This window comes from Amycolatopsis sp. PS_44_ISF1 (assembly GCF_032335455.1).
Taxonomy (GTDB): domain Bacteria; phylum Actinomycetota; class Actinomycetes; order Mycobacteriales; family Pseudonocardiaceae; genus Amycolatopsis.
The window spans coordinates 540408-557004 of sequence record NZ_JANUXO010000002.1 but is presented as its reverse complement, the minus strand read 5'-3'; the positions used below and the strand labels follow the sequence as shown (position 1 = coordinate 557004).

Annotated in this window: 12 protein-coding genes; 1 reads left to right on the top strand and 11 read right to left on the bottom strand. The window is 72.5% G+C overall.

Annotated elements, in window-relative coordinates; translation table 11 throughout:
* Positions 1 to 2: 2 nt before the first annotated feature.
* A complete protein-coding gene (locus tag NYF13_RS17290; RefSeq protein ID WP_396287586.1) occupies positions 3 to 1352 on the bottom strand; it encodes an NlpC/P60 family protein in 1350 nt (449 codons plus the stop codon).
* A 392-nt stretch (positions 1353 to 1744) separates the two neighbouring features.
* Between NYF13_RS17290 and acnA the strand changes: the two genes are divergently transcribed.
* Positions 1745 to 4567 carry an aconitate hydratase AcnA gene (gene acnA, locus NYF13_RS17285; protein WP_315658064.1) on the top strand — a complete coding sequence of 941 codons (2823 nt, stop codon included), beginning with the start codon at positions 1745 to 1747 and terminating at the stop codon, positions 4565 to 4567.
* Between the two features lie 105 nt (positions 4568 to 4672).
* On the opposite strand, the gene NYF13_RS17280 is transcribed toward acnA, so the two are convergent.
* The 10 genes from NYF13_RS17280 to NYF13_RS17235 all read right to left on the bottom strand — a co-directional run bounded on the left by NYF13_RS17280 (position 4673) and on the right by NYF13_RS17235 (position 16402).
* Positions 4673 to 5410, bottom strand: coding sequence for an MgtC/SapB family protein (locus NYF13_RS17280; RefSeq protein ID WP_315658062.1), 738 nt, complete (start codon positions 5408 to 5410; stop codon positions 4673 to 4675).
* A gap of 233 nt (positions 5411 to 5643) precedes the next feature.
* A complete protein-coding gene (locus tag NYF13_RS17275) occupies positions 5644 to 7251 on the bottom strand; it encodes an alkaline phosphatase family protein (protein ID WP_315658061.1) in 1608 nt (535 codons plus the stop codon).
* A gap of 12 nt (positions 7252 to 7263) precedes the next feature.
* On the bottom strand, positions 7264 to 8433 hold the full coding sequence (locus NYF13_RS17270; protein WP_315658059.1) for a Dyp-type peroxidase: 1170 nt from the start codon (positions 8431 to 8433) through the stop codon (positions 7264 to 7266).
* Positions 8430 to 9581 (bottom strand): EfeM/EfeO family lipoprotein, encoded by a 1152-nt coding sequence (locus NYF13_RS17265; RefSeq protein ID WP_315658057.1) that lies wholly within the window; start codon positions 9579 to 9581, stop codon positions 8430 to 8432. Before NYF13_RS17265 ends, NYF13_RS17270 begins: the two co-directional genes overlap by 4 nt.
* Positions 9582 to 9743: 162 nt before the next feature.
* Complete coding sequence (locus NYF13_RS17260) at positions 9744 to 11414, bottom strand: alpha/beta fold hydrolase (protein WP_315660344.1); 1671 nt, start codon at positions 11412 to 11414, stop codon at positions 9744 to 9746.
* A gap of 178 nt (positions 11415 to 11592) precedes the next feature.
* On the bottom strand, positions 11593 to 12063 hold the full coding sequence (locus tag NYF13_RS17255; protein WP_315658055.1) for a nitroreductase family deazaflavin-dependent oxidoreductase: 471 nt from the start codon (positions 12061 to 12063) through the stop codon (positions 11593 to 11595).
* Positions 12056 to 13027 (bottom strand): L-histidine N(alpha)-methyltransferase, encoded by a 972-nt coding sequence (gene egtD / locus NYF13_RS17250; RefSeq protein ID WP_315658053.1) that lies wholly within the window; start codon positions 13025 to 13027, stop codon positions 12056 to 12058. The genes NYF13_RS17255 and egtD overlap by 8 nt, the downstream gene beginning before the upstream one ends.
* Positions 13027 to 13788, bottom strand: a complete 762-nt coding sequence (gene egtC, locus NYF13_RS17245; protein WP_315658052.1) for an ergothioneine biosynthesis protein EgtC — start codon at positions 13786 to 13788, stop codon at positions 13027 to 13029. The genes egtD and egtC overlap by 1 nt, the downstream gene beginning before the upstream one ends.
* 5 nt (positions 13789 to 13793) lie before the next feature.
* Positions 13794 to 15143 (bottom strand): ergothioneine biosynthesis protein EgtB, encoded by a 1350-nt coding sequence (egtB, locus tag NYF13_RS17240; RefSeq protein WP_315658051.1) that lies wholly within the window; start codon positions 15141 to 15143, stop codon positions 13794 to 13796.
* On the bottom strand, positions 15140 to 16402 hold the full coding sequence (locus NYF13_RS17235; RefSeq protein ID WP_315658050.1) for a glutamate-cysteine ligase family protein: 1263 nt from the start codon (positions 16400 to 16402) through the stop codon (positions 15140 to 15142). The genes egtB and NYF13_RS17235 overlap by 4 nt, the downstream gene beginning before the upstream one ends.
* Between the last annotated feature and the right edge of the window lie 195 nt (positions 16403 to 16597).

The window sequence follows — 16597 nt, the reverse complement described above, 5'->3', positions numbered from 1 at the left end:
AGTCAGCCGATGAGCCGCGTCGCGTACGGCATGATGCCGCCGTAGCGGACGGAGGCGACGCGGACGTTCGAGCCGGACTGCGGGGCCTCCACCATCTGCCCGCCGCCGAGGTACAGGGCGACGTGGTGGATGCCGCCCGAGCCACCGTAGAAGAGCATGTCGCCGCGGCGCATCTGCGAAAGCGGCACGCGGCGGCCCGAGGTGTACTGGTAGCCGCTGTAGTGCGAAAGGGACTGCACGCCCGCGAAGGCGTAGATCATCAGGCCCGAGCAGTCGAAGCCGATCTTGTTGTAGTCGCCGTACATGTCGGCCACGCCGCCGTCGCGGATACCGCGGGTCGCGCCGCCGGCGTTGCCGCCACCCCAGGCGTACGGGCGGCCGACCTGGGAAAGCGCCCGCGCGATCACCGCTTCGATGGACGAGCCCGCCGCCGGTGACGGCCGGGCGCCGCCGCCACCGCCGCTGGACTGCCGGCCCCCGCCGCCACCACTGCTGCTGCTGGCCAGCGCGGCCTGGCGGGCGCGCTCCTCGTCTTCACGCTGCTTCTGCGCGACCCAGTCCTGGTAGCGCTGGCGCTGGCCCTGCAGCCCGTTCACCGTGGCCTGCGCGGCGAAGAGCTGCTGCTCCACCGAGGACTTGCTCGCCTGCAACTGGGTGTTCTGCGCGGCCTGGGTCTGCTGGGCCTGGACCGCGGCCGACTGCGCCACGTCCGCGCCGCGCTTCGCCTGCCGCGCGGCGTCCTGCTTCTGCTGCGCGACCTCGAGCGCCTTGCGCGCGGCGGAGTCCTTGTTGGACTTGTCGGTCTGGGCCTGCTGCAGCCGGTCCAGCGCGTTCAGCCGCGAGCCGCCGATGGAGTCGAGCAACTGGGCGCGCGCCAGCAGGTCCTGCGGGCTGTCGGCGGTCAGGTAGGCGGAGACCGAGCCGATCGTGCTGCCCTGTTCGAAGCTCGCCGCGGCGAACCGCTTCAGGTCGTCGCGGGCCTTTTCGATGGCGGCCGCGGCCGCGTCGGCCTGCGTGCGCGCGGACCGGGCGTCCTGCTCGGCCTGCGAGGCCGCGTCCTGCGCGGTCTGCAGATCGACCAGCGCCTTGTTGGCCTCTTCCTGCTTGAGCTCCAGGTCGTCCTGCAGGGAGCTGAGCCGGCCCTCGGCCTGGGCGAGCTGGTTGGTCAGCCGGCCGACCTCGCCGGCTTTCGCGTTCGCCGCCGCCTTGGACGAGCTGAGGTCCGAATCACTCGGGTTCGGCGGAGGCGGTGGCACGGCCCAGCCCGGGCCGGCCGCGCCGAGCAGCACCACCAGGGCGAACGTGCCGACCGTCAGGCCACGCCGGGCCCCGCGTGCACTCCGGATCGCCACGACCCGCCTCCTCCGCTCACCAGGGGCCGCGCCACCTGGGCCAACCACGCAGTGTTCACACCTCGTGCCACTGCAGTCACACCACTATCACAAGCCTCAGGCGGAACTCACACACCGTAGGCACCCAATTCCCCTCATCGGGGGACCCTCCTTACCCCGCGTGTCCGAATGGCCCAGCCCCTCCGGCGGGTCGGCTTGAAGTTAATACAGGACGCGCGTACTGTTTGGAGCGGCGGACGAGGTGTGCCATCCCGATCCCGGTCCTACGGTGGGGGTGCGCCACACTCGGCCGTGGCCTTCCCGAGGGCCGCACGAACACCCCGGACACCCACCGAACTGACCCGGGACTCCCCGCCCGACAGGGGCGCGGGTCCATGCCACTGGAGTTAGACGTGACTGCACCTGCCAGCAAGGACAGCTTCGGCGCCAAAGACACGCTGAAGGTGGGAGACGCCTCGTACGAGGTCTTCCGCCTGAACAAGGTCGAGGGCTCCGAGCGCCTGCCCTACAGCCTGAAGATCCTGCTCGAGAACCTGCTGCGCACCGAGGACGGCGCGAACATCACCGCCGACCACATCCGCGCGCTCGGCCACTGGGACCCCAGCGCCGAACCGTCGATCGAGATCCAGTTCACGCCGGCCCGCGTGATCATGCAGGACTTCACCGGGGTGCCGTGCGTCGTCGACCTCGCCACCATGCGCGAGGCCGTCACCGACCTGGGCGGCAACCCGGACCAGGTCAACCCGCTGGCGCCGGCCGAGCTGGTGATCGACCACTCCGTGATCATCGACGTGTTCGGCACCCCCGACGCGTTCGAGCGCAACGTCGAGATCGAGTACGAGCGCAACCGCGAGCGCTACCAGTTCCTGCGCTGGGGCCAGGGCGCGTTCGACGAGTTCAAGGTCGTCCCGCCGGGCACCGGCATCGTGCACCAGGTCAACATCGAGCACCTGGCGCGCACCGTGATGGCCCGGGGCGGCCAGGCCTACCCCGACTCCTGCGTCGGCACCGACTCGCACACCACCATGGTCAACGGGCTGGGCGTGCTGGGCTGGGGCGTCGGCGGCATCGAGGCCGAGGCGGCCATGCTGGGCCAGCCCGTCTCCATGCTCATCCCGCGCGTGGTCGGCTTCAAGCTGACCGGCGAGATCCCGACCGGGGTCACCGCGACCGACGTGGTGCTCACCATCACCGAGATGCTGCGCAAGCACGGCGTGGTCTCGAAGTTCGTCGAGTTCTACGGCGACGGCGTCAGCGCGGTGCCGCTGGCCAACCGCGCCACCATCGGCAACATGAGCCCGGAGTTCGGCTCCACCGCGGCGATCTTCCCGATCGACGAGGAGACCGTCCGCTACCTGAAGCTGACCGGCCGTTCGCCCGAGCAGGTCGCCCTGGTCGAGACCTACGCCAAGGAGCAGGGCCTCTGGCACTCGGCCGATTCCGCCGGGGCGCACGAACCGGTCTACTCCGAGTACATCGAGCTGGACCTGTCCACCGTCGTCCCGTCGATCGCCGGGCCGAAGCGCCCGCAGGACCGCATCGAGCTCTCCGACGCGAAGTCCTCGTTCCGCAAGTCGGTGCACGACTACGTGGACGAAGACCAGCGCACCCCGCACACCAAGGTGGACGAAGCGGTCGAGGAGTCCTTCCCGGCCAGTGACCCGGTCACGCTGACCTTCGCCGACGACGACGCGGTGGAGAGCCAGTCCGCCGCGAACGGCGCTTCGGGCCGCCCGTCCAAGCCGGTCACCGTGAAGACCGCCGACCGCGGCGAGTTCGTGCTCGACCACGGCGCCGTGGTGATCGCCTCGATCACCTCGTGCACCAACACCTCGAACCCGTCGGTGATGCTCGGTGCCGCGCTGCTGGCGCGCAACGCCGTCGACAAGGGCCTCGCGGTGAAGCCGTGGGTCAAGACCTCGATGGCGCCGGGCTCGCAGGTCGTCACCGACTACTACGACAAGGCCGGCCTGTGGCCGTACCTGGAGAAGCTGGGCTACCACCTGGTCGGCTACGGCTGCACCACCTGCATCGGCAACTCCGGCCCGCTCTCGGACGAGATCTCCGCGGCGATCCAGGAGAACGACCTCACCGCCGTGTCGGTGCTCTCGGGCAACCGCAACTTCGAGGGCCGGATCAACCCGGACGTCAAGATGAACTACCTGGCCTCGCCGCCGCTGGTGATCGCCTACGCGCTGGCCGGCACGATGGACTTCGACTTCGAGCACCAGCCGCTGGGCCGGGACACCGACGGCAACGACGTGTTCCTGACCGACATCTGGCCGACCCCGCAGGAGATCCAGGAGACCATCGACTCCTCGATCACCCAGGAGATGTTCACCAAGGACTACGCGGACGTGTTCGACGGCGGCGAGCGCTGGAAGGCGCTGCCGACCCCGGAGGGCAAGACCTTCGAGTGGGACGGCGAGTCCACCTACGTGCGCAAGCCCCCGTACTTCGAGGGCATGCAGGCCGAACCGGCCCCGGTCACCGACATCTCCGGCGCGCGGGTGCTGGCGAAGCTGGGCGACTCGGTCACCACCGACCACATCTCCCCCGCCGGCGCGATCAAGGCCGACACCCCGGCCGGGCAGTACCTCACCGAGCACGGCATCGGCCGCAAGGACTTCAACTCCTACGGCTCGCGCCGCGGCAACCACGAGGTGATGATCCGCGGCACCTTCGCCAACATCCGGCTGCGCAACCAGCTGCTGGACGACGTGCAGGGCGGCTACACCCGCGACTTCACCGCCGAGGGCGGCCCGCAGGCGTTCATCTACGACGCGGCGCAGAACTACGCGGCCGCGGGCACCCCGCTGGTCGTGCTGGGCGGCAAGGAGTACGGCTCGGGCTCGTCGCGCGACTGGGCGGCCAAGGGCACCTCGCTGCTGGGCGTCCGCGCGGTGATCACCGAGTCGTTCGAGCGCATCCACCGGTCGAACCTGATCGGCATGGGCGTCATCCCGCTGCAGTTCCCGGCCGGCGAATCGGCCGCGTCGCTGAAGCTGGACGGCACCGAGACGTTCGACATCGCCGGCATCACCGAGCTGAACGACGGCCGGACCCCGCGCACCGTGCACGTCACCGCCACCAAGGCGGACGGCACGAAGGTCGAGTTCGAGGCGGACGTCCGCATCGACACCCCGGGTGAGGCCGACTACTACCGCAACGGCGGCATCCTGCAGTACGTGCTGCGCAAGATGACCCGCAGCTGATTCCCGTCGCACCACGAGCGGAGGCCGCCCCGGTTCGCCGGGGCGGCCTCCGCCGTTCCCCCCGGCACCGTCCAGCCCCATCAGCACGGGCGGGCGGGCCGGGACTCAGCGGCGCGCGGCCAGCTCCTCCACGTCCGGTGCCCCGGCGACGTCCCAGCGCACGCGGGAAACCGAAGGCTCCAGCGAAAGCCGCGAGACCGCCGATTCCATCTGCGCGTCGTCCCGCTGGTCGCCGAGCAGCTCGGCGCGGACGACGACCGTGCCGCCGTCCGGCCGGTCGACGCTCTCGACCGAGAGCAGGCGGAAGTCCGTGCGGGTCAGGGCCTGCACGAGCAGGGCGCGGACGTGCGCCTCGTCCGCGTCGCGGGTGACCGCTTCGAACGAGTAGCGCGCCGGGGTCTCGTCGCCGGGGTCCGGGCGGCGGTCGACGACGCGGCCGAGGGCGCGCAGCAGCACGTTCACCGCCACCACGACGGCGGTGCCGGCCACCGCCACCTGGTACAGCCCGGCACCGGCCAGCGAGCCGACGGCGGCGGCGCACCACAGGGTGGCCGCGGTGTTGAGGCCGCGGACGTTCAGCCCGTCGCGCAGGATCACCCCGGCGCCGAGGAACCCGATGCCGGAGATGATCTGGGCGGCCACGCGGGTGGGGTCGGCGTCGCCGCTGCCCGAGAGCCCGCCGAAACCGTGGGCGGAGAGCAGGACGAACAGGGTGGCACCGACGGCGACCAGCGCGTTGGTGCGCAGTCCCGCCATCCGGGCCCGGTACTGGCGCTCGAACCCGATCACCGCGCCCAGCCCGACGCCCGTGCCGACCCGCAGCAGCATTTCGAAAGTGGTCATTTCCGGCTCTTTTCCGGCGTGCGCGCACAGCCGGACAGGGGCGGCCGGATCACCGCCCCGCTGGATCAGCGCCCGCGAGAGCCACGGGTGAGGGCGATTCCGGTCCGCACAAGACTGTCCTGCGGCATGTGCCGCTCACCTCGCTTCCGTACTCGTGGAGTGATCGACGCGAGCCACTGTACGCGCCGATCACCGCCGGGGCCGAGGGCCTTGTGACCACGACCTCAGCCGGCTCAGGGCACCACCGCACCGGTCTTCGGGTCCAGCTTCAGGGTCTTCGCCCCCGGGTGCGAGAAGTCGAACATCCCGGTCAACGGCGCCGCCAGCGCGTCGTAGGAGCCGTCGCCGATCCGGCCGAGGTGCCAGTTGTCCTCGATGAACCGCAGCACCGAGGTCTGGTCGGTCCTCGTGTGGTCCACGTGGTTGACCCGGCTGTAGGGCGAGATCACCAGCAGCGGCAGGCGCGGGCCGTAACCGCAGCGGTCGGCGTAGCCGCCCAGCTTCACCGGGCGCGAGGAGCAGAGCGGCGAGTCTTCGGCCGAGTCGTGCGAGCCGTTCACGATCTCCGAGGGCTGGTGGTCGTACCAGCCGTCGGAGTCGTCGTAGGCGAGCACGATGGCGGTGTCGCGCCAGTGCGGCGAGGACTGGATCCGGTTGACCTCGCCGGCGACGAACGCCTGCTCGTCGAGCGGGTCGGAGTAGCCGGCGTGACCGTCCTGGTAGGACGGTGCCTTGAGGAAGCTCACGGCCGGCATGGTGCCCTGGCCCAGCGCTTCGTCGAAATCGCGCACATCGTACTGGTGGTTGGCCCGGTCGCCCTGGCCCACCGCGGACAGCGAGCTGGGCGGAAGGTGCTTCGGGTTCGCCGTGGACCGGTAGTACTGGAACGGCTCGTGGTGCGGGCTGTAGTCCACAGAGGACTGGCCGCCGACGTTCGGGTGCCCGGTGCCGCAGACCGCGTAGCCGTTCGCGCTCCCGGTCGGCCTGAACCCGCCCTCGAACCAGCCCCAGGTCACCTTGCGGGCGGTGAGCAGGTCGCCCACGGTGCGGCCCCCGAAGGCGCCGAGGTGGTCGGTGGCGGTGTGGTTGTTGTCCGAGCAGTCGTCGAACGCCGGATCGGGGTCGGTGATCATGGTCCCGACGCCCGCGGCGTCCGGTGAGGCGGCGGTCTTCGGGTCCACCAGCGCCCGGCCGGTCACCGAGTCCACCGGCTGCAGGCCGTGGGTCTGGCCGGAGACCAGGTTGATCGCGCCGGGGCTGGACGGGCCGAAGACCGCGTCGAAGGAGTTGTCGCCGAGCGAGTAGTGCTGGGCGTAGTTCCACATCGCGGTCACGGTGTTGCCGTCGAAGTAGTCCATCACCAGTCCGGGCTCGCCGAACAGCACCGGCTGACCGGTGCACTTGTCCTTCTCGGTGTGCTCGACGAACTTGTCCATCCGGCCGCCGTCGAACGCGGCCTGCTCCTTGCCGTAGTCGTGCGACTGGTCGCAGGTCAGAGCCTGGTCCGGGGCCAGCCGCTTCGGGTTGTAGGCGTTGGGGTTGGCGGTCAGCAGCCGCGGCGTCAGACCGTTGACCGCCGGGGTGCCGGGCGCGGCGTGGAACGGGGTGCCGTTCTCGTTGGTGGCGTGCGGGTAGGTGCCGAAGTAGTGGTCGAACGCGATGTTCTCGCCGAAGATCACCACCACGTGCTTGATCGGCGTCGCGGTGGCGAAGCCGGCCGCGTCCACCGCGTGGTCCGGCCCGGCCGGGTCGGCCTCGCTGTTCGCGCAGGCCGAGACCAGCAGGGCGGCCACGGCCACCGAGCCCGCCGCGAGCGCGGTCCTCCTCTTGCTCCTGCCCACAACCTGCCCCTTTCAGCCCAGTAGCGCCCGGCCGTAGTGGTCGGCCTCGTCGACGACGCCGGGCAGCAGGTAGAAGTACCCGCCCCCGAACGGCGAGATGTAGTCGGTGAGCGGTTCGCCGGCGAGCCGCCGCTGCACCGCCTCGAACTGGCGCTCGAGGTCACGCTGGTAGCAGGTGAACACCAGGCCCAGGTCCAGGTTGCCGTTCGAATCGACGCCGCGGTCGTAGTTCACCGCGCGCCGCAGGATGCGCTCGCCGCCGGTCTGCGGGGTGCGCGGGTTGGCCCGGCGGATGTGGCTGGTCAGCGGGATCACCGTGCCCACCGGGTCCTGCTCGTAGCGCGGCACGTCGTCCTCGGTGTCGCCGTCGAGCGGGGCGCCGGTGTCGCGCCGCCGGCCGATCATGTTCTCCTGCTCCGAGAGCGAGACCCGGTCCCAGAACTCGGCCAGCATCCGGATCAGCCGGACCACCTGGTAGCTGCCGCCCTCGTCGGTCCACACCAGACGGTCGCGGTCGGCCGGACCGGGGTTGGCGGTGCCGTCCTTGAACCCCATCAGGTTGCGCGGCGCGCCGGCCGGGCGCGGCGGCGAGGCGAAGCCGTCGATCTTCCAGCGCAGTTGCAGTCCGCCACGGGTGGCGCGGCTGAAGTCGCGCAGCGCGTGCAGCACGGTGTCCGGCTCGTCGGCGCTGAGGGTGAGGCTCAGATCTCCGTGGCACCAGGCCTCGTCGAGCGCGTCGTCGGGGAACATCGTCATCGGCTTGAGCTTCGCGGGCTTGCGCGGCGCGAGGCCGTAGCGGTCGTCGAACAGCGACGAGCCCACGCCGAGCAGCACCGAAAGCTCCCCCGGCGGGACCTCGGGCCCGAGCACCCCGGAATCGGCGGGCGGGCCGGTGATGCCGAGCGCGGCCGGCGCTCCCCCGCGGGTGAGGAACCGGGCCCGGTCGGTGAGCTCGGCGAACACTCCGGTCAGCTCGGCGCGGTCTTCGGCGACGACGTCGAACGCCGCGACGATCGAGTGCCGCGGCGGGTCCAGGAGGACGGCTTGCTGGCGCGGCCCGTGGAACGGGGCCGAGGAGCGGCCACCGCCGCTCGCCGCCGCGCTCCCGGCCAGCCCGGCCAGTCCCGCCCCGGCCCCCGCGGCCGCCGCCCCGCGCAGGAACGCGCGCCGCCCGAGGCTCACGACACCCGCCGGGGCTCGGTGATCGCGGCGATCGGGGCCAGGCGCTCGGTCAGCTCCGAGACGTCGGCGTCGACGCGTTCCCGTTGCCTCCGCGTGAGTTCGGCCAGCGGCTTGCCTTCGACGGCCCCGAGATCACGTCCGGTCCGGCCGATCCAGGCGTCGAGGTCCGGCAACCCCGGGAAGCGGGGGGCCAGCAGCGGGCGGAGCACGTCGAGCACGGCCCGGGTGCCGGTGAGGTTCGCGCCGGCGGTGGCCAGGGCGCTGCCGCTGCCGTAGTCGGTGCGGCCGGTCAGCTCGAACTGCAGGGTGTTCTCCATGATCTCGTGCGCGCGCAGTCCGAGGTCGTTCTGGCCGATCTGGGCGTCGGCGAACGCGGCGGCCAGGTCCCGGACGTCGGCGTCGAGCCGGTCCGCCACCTCGGCCAGCCGGTCGAGGCTTTCGTCGTGCCACAAACCGTTCTCCAGCCGGTGGAAGCCGGTGAAGCCCGGGTCCCGGGCGCCGCCGGGCCGGCCGTCGGTGGTGCCGTTGAGGGCGCGGTCGGAATCGCCGAACGCGTCGTAGGCCGCGCCGAGGCGCTCGTAGGTCAGGTGCGCGGTCAGCCAGTCGCGCCGGGCGGCCTCGCGGTCTCCACTGTGGACGGACCGGTCGAGCACGGCGGTCTGGCCGGCGAGCGTGCCGAGCCCGTCGGCGACGTAGACGTGGTACCGCTTGAGCGGCCCCAGCAGGTCGGCGTCGGTCACCGGCACCACGGCCGGGCCCGGCCGGGCCGCACCACCGGTGACCCGCACCGTGGCGCCGACGAAGGGCGTGCCGTCGTCCGGGACGCAGCGCAGGGCGTATCCGCCGTCACCGAGGTCGACCGGCAGCGAGCGCGTGGTGCCGGGTCCGACCCCGTCCAGCTCGCCGAACACCGTGCCGGAGGCCGGGTCGATGACCTCGACCTCCATGGCGACGGCGGCGTTGTTGCGCACCTGCAGCGTCTGCGTCCCGGGCGGCGGGGCGGTCCAGTCGCCGCACACCGACCGCGAGACCCCGATCGGCCCGGCCCGGACCGGGGTGTCCGGCGGGATCGACGGGAGACCGGCCGTGGTGCCCACCACCACGGCCACGAAACCGGCGGCACCGAGGATGCCCACCGAGCGTCGCACGTCAACTCCTCTCCGGTGAACTTCTGGCGGCCACTTTCGCCGGTCGGTGTCCGGCTGGCAAGGGCGTCGTCCCGTTATGCCCGATTTCCGTCCGGAACGCGAAACCGGGCCGCCCGCGAATCGAGATCGCGGGCGGCCCGGTGGGGGGTCAACCGGCCGGGCTCAGCCCTGGGCGGTCCGAGCGGCCTGGAACGGCTGGGTGTTCGGCTGGAACACCTGGCCCTCGGCCGGCACCGTGAGGTCGGTCAGGTACCCGGCCACGGCCTGGTCCACCCCGAGGGCGCGGCCGAGGATGCAGTGGCCGAACGAGTCGACCGACAGCAGCCGCGAGTTGCCCAGCTCGGCGGCCATCTTCCGGCCGAACGCGTACTGCGTGGCGGGGTCGTACAGGTTGCTGACCACGACCACCGGGACGTCGGTGCTCGCGTGCCACGGCCCGGAGTACCGGTCGGACTTCTTCGCCGACGGCCACACCGGGCAGCCCGCGATGTCGGAGAACACCTGGTACCGCCCGAAGGTCGGCGACTGCCGGTCCGCCTGCCCGGCGATCCCGGGCACCTGCGCCTGGCTGATCCGCATCGGCTTGTCCGCGCAGTTCACGCCGAAGTAGGAGTCGTCACCGGTGTACGGGCTGTCCGGGGCCAGGTCCACGTGCCCGTTCTTGCCCGGGCCCAGCACCTTCAGCCCGCCGGGGGCCACGCCCTGCGGCTGCGCGGCCAGCGGGTGGATGACGTCGTAGGCCTTCTGCAGGTCCTCGGCCAGGGAGGCGAACCCGGCCGGGGAGTACAGCGCGCTGGACACCCCGCCGACGAAGGCGCCGAGGTCGAGCTTCTGCGCCTGGCCCGGGAGCTGGATCGGCTGGTCCTTCAGGTACTCGCGCAGTTCGTCGAACTTCGCGCGCGGATCGCCGGAGCTGAACGCGCACCGGTCGCCGGCCTGGTCGCAGCGCTTGAGGAAGGCGTCGAGCGAGATCTCGAAGCCCTGGGCGCGCTGCAGGTCGTAGGTGACGCCGTCGGTGGTCCGCAGCTGCGGGTCGACGTTGCCGTCGATCACGATCGCCCGGGTCTGCTTCGGGAACATCGCGGCGTAGGTCGAGCCGATCAGCGTCCCGTAGGAGAAGCCGACGTAGCTGAGCTTCTGGTCCCCGACCGCGGCGCGGAGCTGGTCGAGGTCACGGACCACGTCCTTGGTGGACATGTGGTTCAGCAGCGCGCCGGCGTTGTTCTTGCAGAACTGCCCGTAGTCCTTGTACGCCGCGAGCGTCGCGGAGATCTCGGCGCGCGTGCGCGGGACGGCGGCCATCGAGTCCATCACCTCGGACGCGTCCTCGGCGGTGGTGAAGCAGCGCAGCGGATTGCTGGCCCCGACCCCGCGCGGGTCGAACCCGATCAGGTCGAACCGGTCGAGCACCGGCGGCTGGAAGTAGCCCGCACCGGCGATCGGCATCCGCAGCCCGGAGCCGCCCGGACCGCCCGGGTTGAGGAACAACGAGCCGATCCGCTTCGCCGGCTCCTTCGCCGCCCGCTTGAGCAGGGCGATGTCGATGGTCCCCAGCGTCGCGTCGTCGTGGTCGACCGGCACGCGGTAGCGGGCACAGCTGTACAGCTTGACCTGGTCAGCCGGGACCCCGGTCAAGGTCGCGGCGGAGCAGGCTTTCCAGTCCACCCCGGCCACCCGCCCGACCTGGGCCGCCCCACTCTGCGTCGCCCCGGTCTGGGCCGCCCCGCTCTGGGTGGCGCCCGCCTGCGCCGCCGCCTCTCCGGCCACCGCGGGCCCGGCTCCGGCCAGTGTCACCCCCGCGCCGAGCGCCACCACCGTGGCGGCCGCGCGCAGTCTTCTGGATCCCCGCAAGACCTCACACCCTCCCGTTTCGCAGCCGCACGCGGTCCGGTGCGGCCTGTCACCAAGGGCGAGACTCGCATAACCGGGCAAAGCGGGGCACCGGTCGAAAGGAGGAGATTCCCGGATGAACCCCCCGGGCCGGCGGCGCCCGGCCGGAGCCGGTTCCCGCTCAGCGGGGCGAGAGCACGAACACCGGCAACACCCGCCCGGCCGCGGCGCGCTCCATTTCGTAACCCGGCCAGAACCCCAGCAGCTCGGCCCACATCCGCCGGTACTCCTCGCCCTCCAGCTCGCGGACCTTCACCGCGGTCACGCGCCCCCGGATGGCCACCTCGGCCTCCGGGCGGGCGCGCAGGTTGAACGTCCAGGCCGGGTTGCGCGGCCGGCCCCAGTTGGAGCCGGTCAGCACGAAGTCCGCCCCGTGCGGGAAGTACAGCAGGTTGGTGGAGCGGGGCAGCCCGCTGCGGCGGCCGACCGTGGTCAGCCGCAGCGACGGCAGCCCGGCGAGGCCGACCAGGCTCACCCGGCCGCCGAACCAGCGGTGCAGGGCCTGATCGGCCGCGATGATGCCCGGGGCGGCTGCCATCACCCAGGACCGGGTGCCGAGCCGGCGGGCCAGGGACGCGAGGGGCTCAGCCACGCACCGATCTTGCCAAACTCACCCCGAACCGCTGCTGGGAGTCGGTCCACCAGCGTTCCAAGCCGAACCCGGCCGCCGCCAGCTCCGCTTCGACCCCGCCGGGACGGAACTTGGCCGAGATCTCGGTGCGGATGTGCTCGCCCTCGGCGAAGCGCACCTCCAGTCCGGCGCCGGGGATCTGCACGGTCAGCGCCCGCCGGGCGCGCAGCCGCATCTCGACCCACTCGTGCCCGGCGTCCCAGTACGAGGCGTGCTCGAACGCGTCGAGGTCGAAGTTCGCACCCAGGCCGGTGTTGATCACGCGCAGCACGTTGCGGTTGAACGCCGCGGTGACACCGGCTTCGTCGTCGTACGCGCGCTCCAGCGTCTCGCGGTCCTTCACCAGGTCGGTGCCGAGCAGCAGCCACTCACCCTCGTCGAGCACTTCACGCACCGACTTCAGGAAGGTCGCGCGGTCCTCGGGAAGGAAGTTGCCGATCGTGCCGCCGAGGAAGACGACCAGCCGCGGCCGTCCTCCGGGCAGCAGGCCCAGGTGCTGGGTGAAGTCGCCGACCACCCCGCGGACGGCCAGCCCCGGGTAGTCGGCGGCGATCGCCGCCGACGCCTCGGCGAGCGCGGACTCCGAGACGTCCAGCGGCACGAACGATTCGAGGGTGCCGTGCCCGGTCAGCGCGTCGAGCAGCAGGCGGGTCTTCTCGCTCGAACCGGAGCCCAGCTCGACCAGCGTGTGCGCGCCGGTGAGCCCGGCGATGTCCGCCGCCCGCGCGGCGAGCACCTCACGCTCGCAGCGGGTCGGGTAGTACTCCGGCAGCGCGGTGATCTTCTCGAACAGCTCGCTGCCGTCCGCGTCGTAGAACCACTTGGGCGGCAACCACTTCTGGTCGGCGGTGAGCCCGGCGGTCACGTCGGCGCGCAGCTCGCCGGTCACGTCGCCGCGATGGCTCTCCAGGTCGGCCTCGGTCATCAGGGGGTGCTCCGATCGAAGGTCAGGGGGAACAGTTCGGCGCCCGCCGCGGTCACTCGCACGGCGTGGCGGTCGGGCACGGCGGTCCAGCCCGGATCGGGATCGCACGGCTCGGAAGCCAGCACCACCCCGCCGGGCGTGCGGAGCATCGACAGCGCGTGGGTCCACGCGGTGCCGACCAGCGTCTCGCCGTCGGTGAGCAGGAAGTTCAGCCGAGAGCCCGGCGCGGCCGCCTCGACCGCGTCGATCAGCCCGGTCGCCGCCTCCAGCGGGTCTTGCCCCGCCCGCAGGCGTTGCCGCAGCAACGCCCACAGCAGGGCCGAATCGGTCGGCGCCTCCAGGGTGAGCAGCTCGGTGACGTCGAGCCCGGTGGCGAGCCCGGCCACCGAGCCGGGCCAGCCGCGGACGACGCCGTTGTGGCTGAACAGCCACCGGCCGGCCGCGAACGGCGCGGCGGCCGCCTCGGTCACCGGCATCCCGCTGGTGCCGTTGCGGGCCGCGCCGACGAAGGCCGTGGCCCGTACCGAGGCGGCCAGCGCGGGCAGCGCCTCATCCGTCCACAGTGGACAGTGGCGCCGGTAGCGCACCGGCGCCGCACCCGGTTCCGGGTACCAGCCGAGGCCGAAGCCGTCGGCGTTGACCGTCCCGCCGCCGCGCATGTCGCGCGGTGCGTAGGACTGCACGAGCAGCGCGTGCGGGGCGGCGAACATCAGCTCGGCGGGCGAAACGGGCGCGCCGAGGTAAGCCAGGTGCCGGCACATGCCGCTTATCCCACCTCGCCGGGGCGGGGGTCGCGGGCGCAGCGGAAGCCGGCGAAGATCTGCCGCCGGATCGGGTAGTCCCAGTTGCGGAACGTGCCCCGGATCGCCGCCGAGTCGGTGCCGAACGAGCCGCCGCGCAGCATCTTGTAGTCGGGCCCGAAGAACACCTCCGAGTACTCCCGGTACGGGAACGCCTCGAAGCCCGGGTACCCGTACAGGTCCGTGCTCGTCCACTCCCAGACGTCGCCGATCAGCTGGTGCACGCCGTACGGCGAGGCGCCGGCCGGGTACGCGCCCGCCGCGGCCGGGCGCAGGTGGCGCTGACCGAGGTTGGCGTGCTCGGCCGTGGGCTCCTCGTCGCCCCACGGGAACCGCCGCGAACGGCCGGTCGCCGGGTCGTGGCGGGCCGCCTTCTCCCACTCGGCCTCGGTGGGCAGCCGCTTGCCCGCCCACCGTGCGTACGCCTCGGCCTCGTAGAACGAAACGTGCACCACCGGCTCGTCGGCCGGCACCGGCTCGCGCACGCCGAACCGCGTGCGCCACCAGCCGTCCAGCTCGCGCCACCAGAACCGCGGCGCGCCGATCTCGTGGCCCGTCCGGTAGGCCCAGCCGCCCTCGCTCCAGAACCGCCGGTCCCGGTAACCGCCGGATTCCAGGAACTCGACGTACGCGCCGCAGGTGACCAGCGCGGTGTCCAGGACGAACGCCGGCACGTCGACCTCGTGCGCCGGGCGCTCGTTGTCCAGCGCCCACGGCTCGGCGCTGGTGCCCATGGTGAACCGGCCGCCGGGGATCAGCACCTCGCCCGTCCGCGCGCCCCCGGCCGGGCGGGGCGGCTCCGGCGCGTGCAGCACCGGCTCGCCGCGGCGAAGCTGGTGGGTGGCCAGCATGGTCTCGTCGTGCTGCTGCTCGTGCTGGGTGATCATGCCGAAGGCGAACGCGCTCTCGGTGAGCCGGCTGCCTTCAAGCGGAGTCCTCTCCAGCACGTCGAACGCCTTGTCGCGCACCTCCCGCACGTACGCGCGGGCCTCGGCCGGCCCGAGCAGCGGCAGCGCGGGCCGGTCGGCCCGCGCGTGCTGGAACGCGTCGTACAGGTCGTCGATCTCCGGGCGCAGCGGCTCCCGGCCGCCGACGTCGCGGACCAGCCACAGCTCTTCCTGGCTGCCGATGTGCGCGAGGTCCCAGACCAGCGGCGACATCAGCTTCGAGTGCTGGCGCACCAGGTCCTCGTCGTCGACGGCGTCGGTGAGGGCGACGCTGCGGGCCCTGGCCCGGGTGAGGGCCTCGGCCGCGTGCGCCCGCAGGTCCTGCGGGCTGAGTTCGAGCAGCGGGTTCTGCTCCGGGGTGACACTCATCGTTGCGTACTCCTGGATCCGTTCACGCGTGCGCGCACGCTCCCGGTGATTTCCGTGATGGCCGCTTCGGGCAGTCCGGTGGCGCCGAGCTCGGCGATCCCGAGCTCGGCCAGCTCCCGCGCGACGGCGGCGAGGCCGGGATCGGCCAGCCCCCGCCGGGCCGCGTCGGCCCAGCGCCCCGCCACCGGGGCGCACAGCTCGCCGACCCGCTCCACAGTGGACGGACGGGCGAGCAGGGCGGTGACCAGCGCGACCGGCGGCAGCCACTGTCCCGGCGGCTGGGCGTCGAGGTACCGGATCTCCAGGTACCCCTGCGGCCGCACCGCCGTGAACATCGTGGTGAGGTGGTAGTCGAGGTCCGCGACGGTCGGGCGGGGCAGCACCCCGGCGGCACCGCGGCCGCCGATCCAGTCGGCGAAGGTCAGGCCCTCCGGCGCGTCCCACGGCCGTTCGCCGCGGGGCAGCACCATCAGCGGGGTGTCCATCATCCGCCGCGCCCAGTCCGCCGCCGGGTCCGGCCCGGGCTCGGCCGGGAAGGTGCGCACCGGCTCCGTGTCGAGCACGGCCAGCCAGCGCGCGGACGCGTGGCCGGTGTCCCGGCCGGCGTGCACGGCGGAGTTGGCGAAGGTGGCCAGCAGCGGCGGGCCCATGGCGTGGGCCGCCGCCCAGCGGGCCGCGTACTGGTCGGCCTCGCCGGCGTCGACGCAGATCTGCAGGCCCGCGGTGCTGCACATCATGGTCAGGCCCCCCGGGCCGAGCGGGGCGAACCGGCGCTCCATGGCCGCGTACCGCGGGGTGCTCAGGGCACGGCGCGGCGGGCGGTGGGCGTCGATCGCCGACTCGCCGAGCACGAGGCCGTGCCGGGCGAGGAGGGTGGCGAGGTGGGAGAGGTCGGCCGAGACGACTGCGTGCAGTTCGCGCAGCGTGGCCTGGGGGGCGGAGGAGATCTCCACCTGGCAGCCGGGCTCGAGGCTCAGGGGCGAACCGGCCGGGAGCGGGACTGCCGGGCTGTCGGGGCGCAGCGTCCGCGGGGTGTGCGGGCCGAGCGCCGTGGCCAGGAGGTCGGGGTCGAGGGGGCGGGCCGGGTCCGCGGCGTGGTGCACCGTGAACTCCAGCTCCACGCCGAGCAGCCTCGGTGGGCCGTGCTTGAAACACACCGAGGCGACGTACGCCTCCCCCGCCGCGCGGTCGGAAAGGACCCGCGCGGTCAGGTTCGACGCACTTCCGGATCGCTCCGGGAAATCGTGCACCGTGGTCATCGGTCGCCGTCCACTGGATCGTCCTTGGCTGAGGGGTCCACGGGGTGGGACCACTTGTTCTCGGACGCTACACGGGGGGTCCGACAAAAACAGGGCCGCGCGGACTCCGGACGGATTCATCACGACCCCGTAAGAAGCTCCTGACCAGGCCGTCCACCACGGCTGAGGGGGGCACTGCGCCAACCGGATGATCAG

Excerpts from the sequence above, each read along its gene's own strand:
- egtD (WP_315658053.1), bottom strand. The coding sequence starts at position 13,027 with ATGACCGAGGCCGACCTGGAGAGCCATCGCGGCGACGTGACCGGCGAG.
- egtC (WP_315658052.1), bottom strand. The coding sequence starts at position 13,788 with ATGTGCCGGCACCTGGCTTACCTCGGCGCGCCCGTTTCGCCCGCCGAG.
- NYF13_RS17280 (WP_315658062.1), bottom strand. The coding sequence starts at position 5,410 with ATGACCACTTTCGAAATGCTGCTGCGGGTCGGCACGGGCGTCGGGCTG.
- egtB (WP_315658051.1), bottom strand. The coding sequence starts at position 15,143 with ATGAGTGTCACCCCGGAGCAGAACCCGCTGCTCGAACTCAGCCCGCAG.
- NYF13_RS17235 (WP_315658050.1), bottom strand. The coding sequence starts at position 16,402 with ATGACCACGGTGCACGATTTCCCGGAGCGATCCGGAAGTGCGTCGAAC.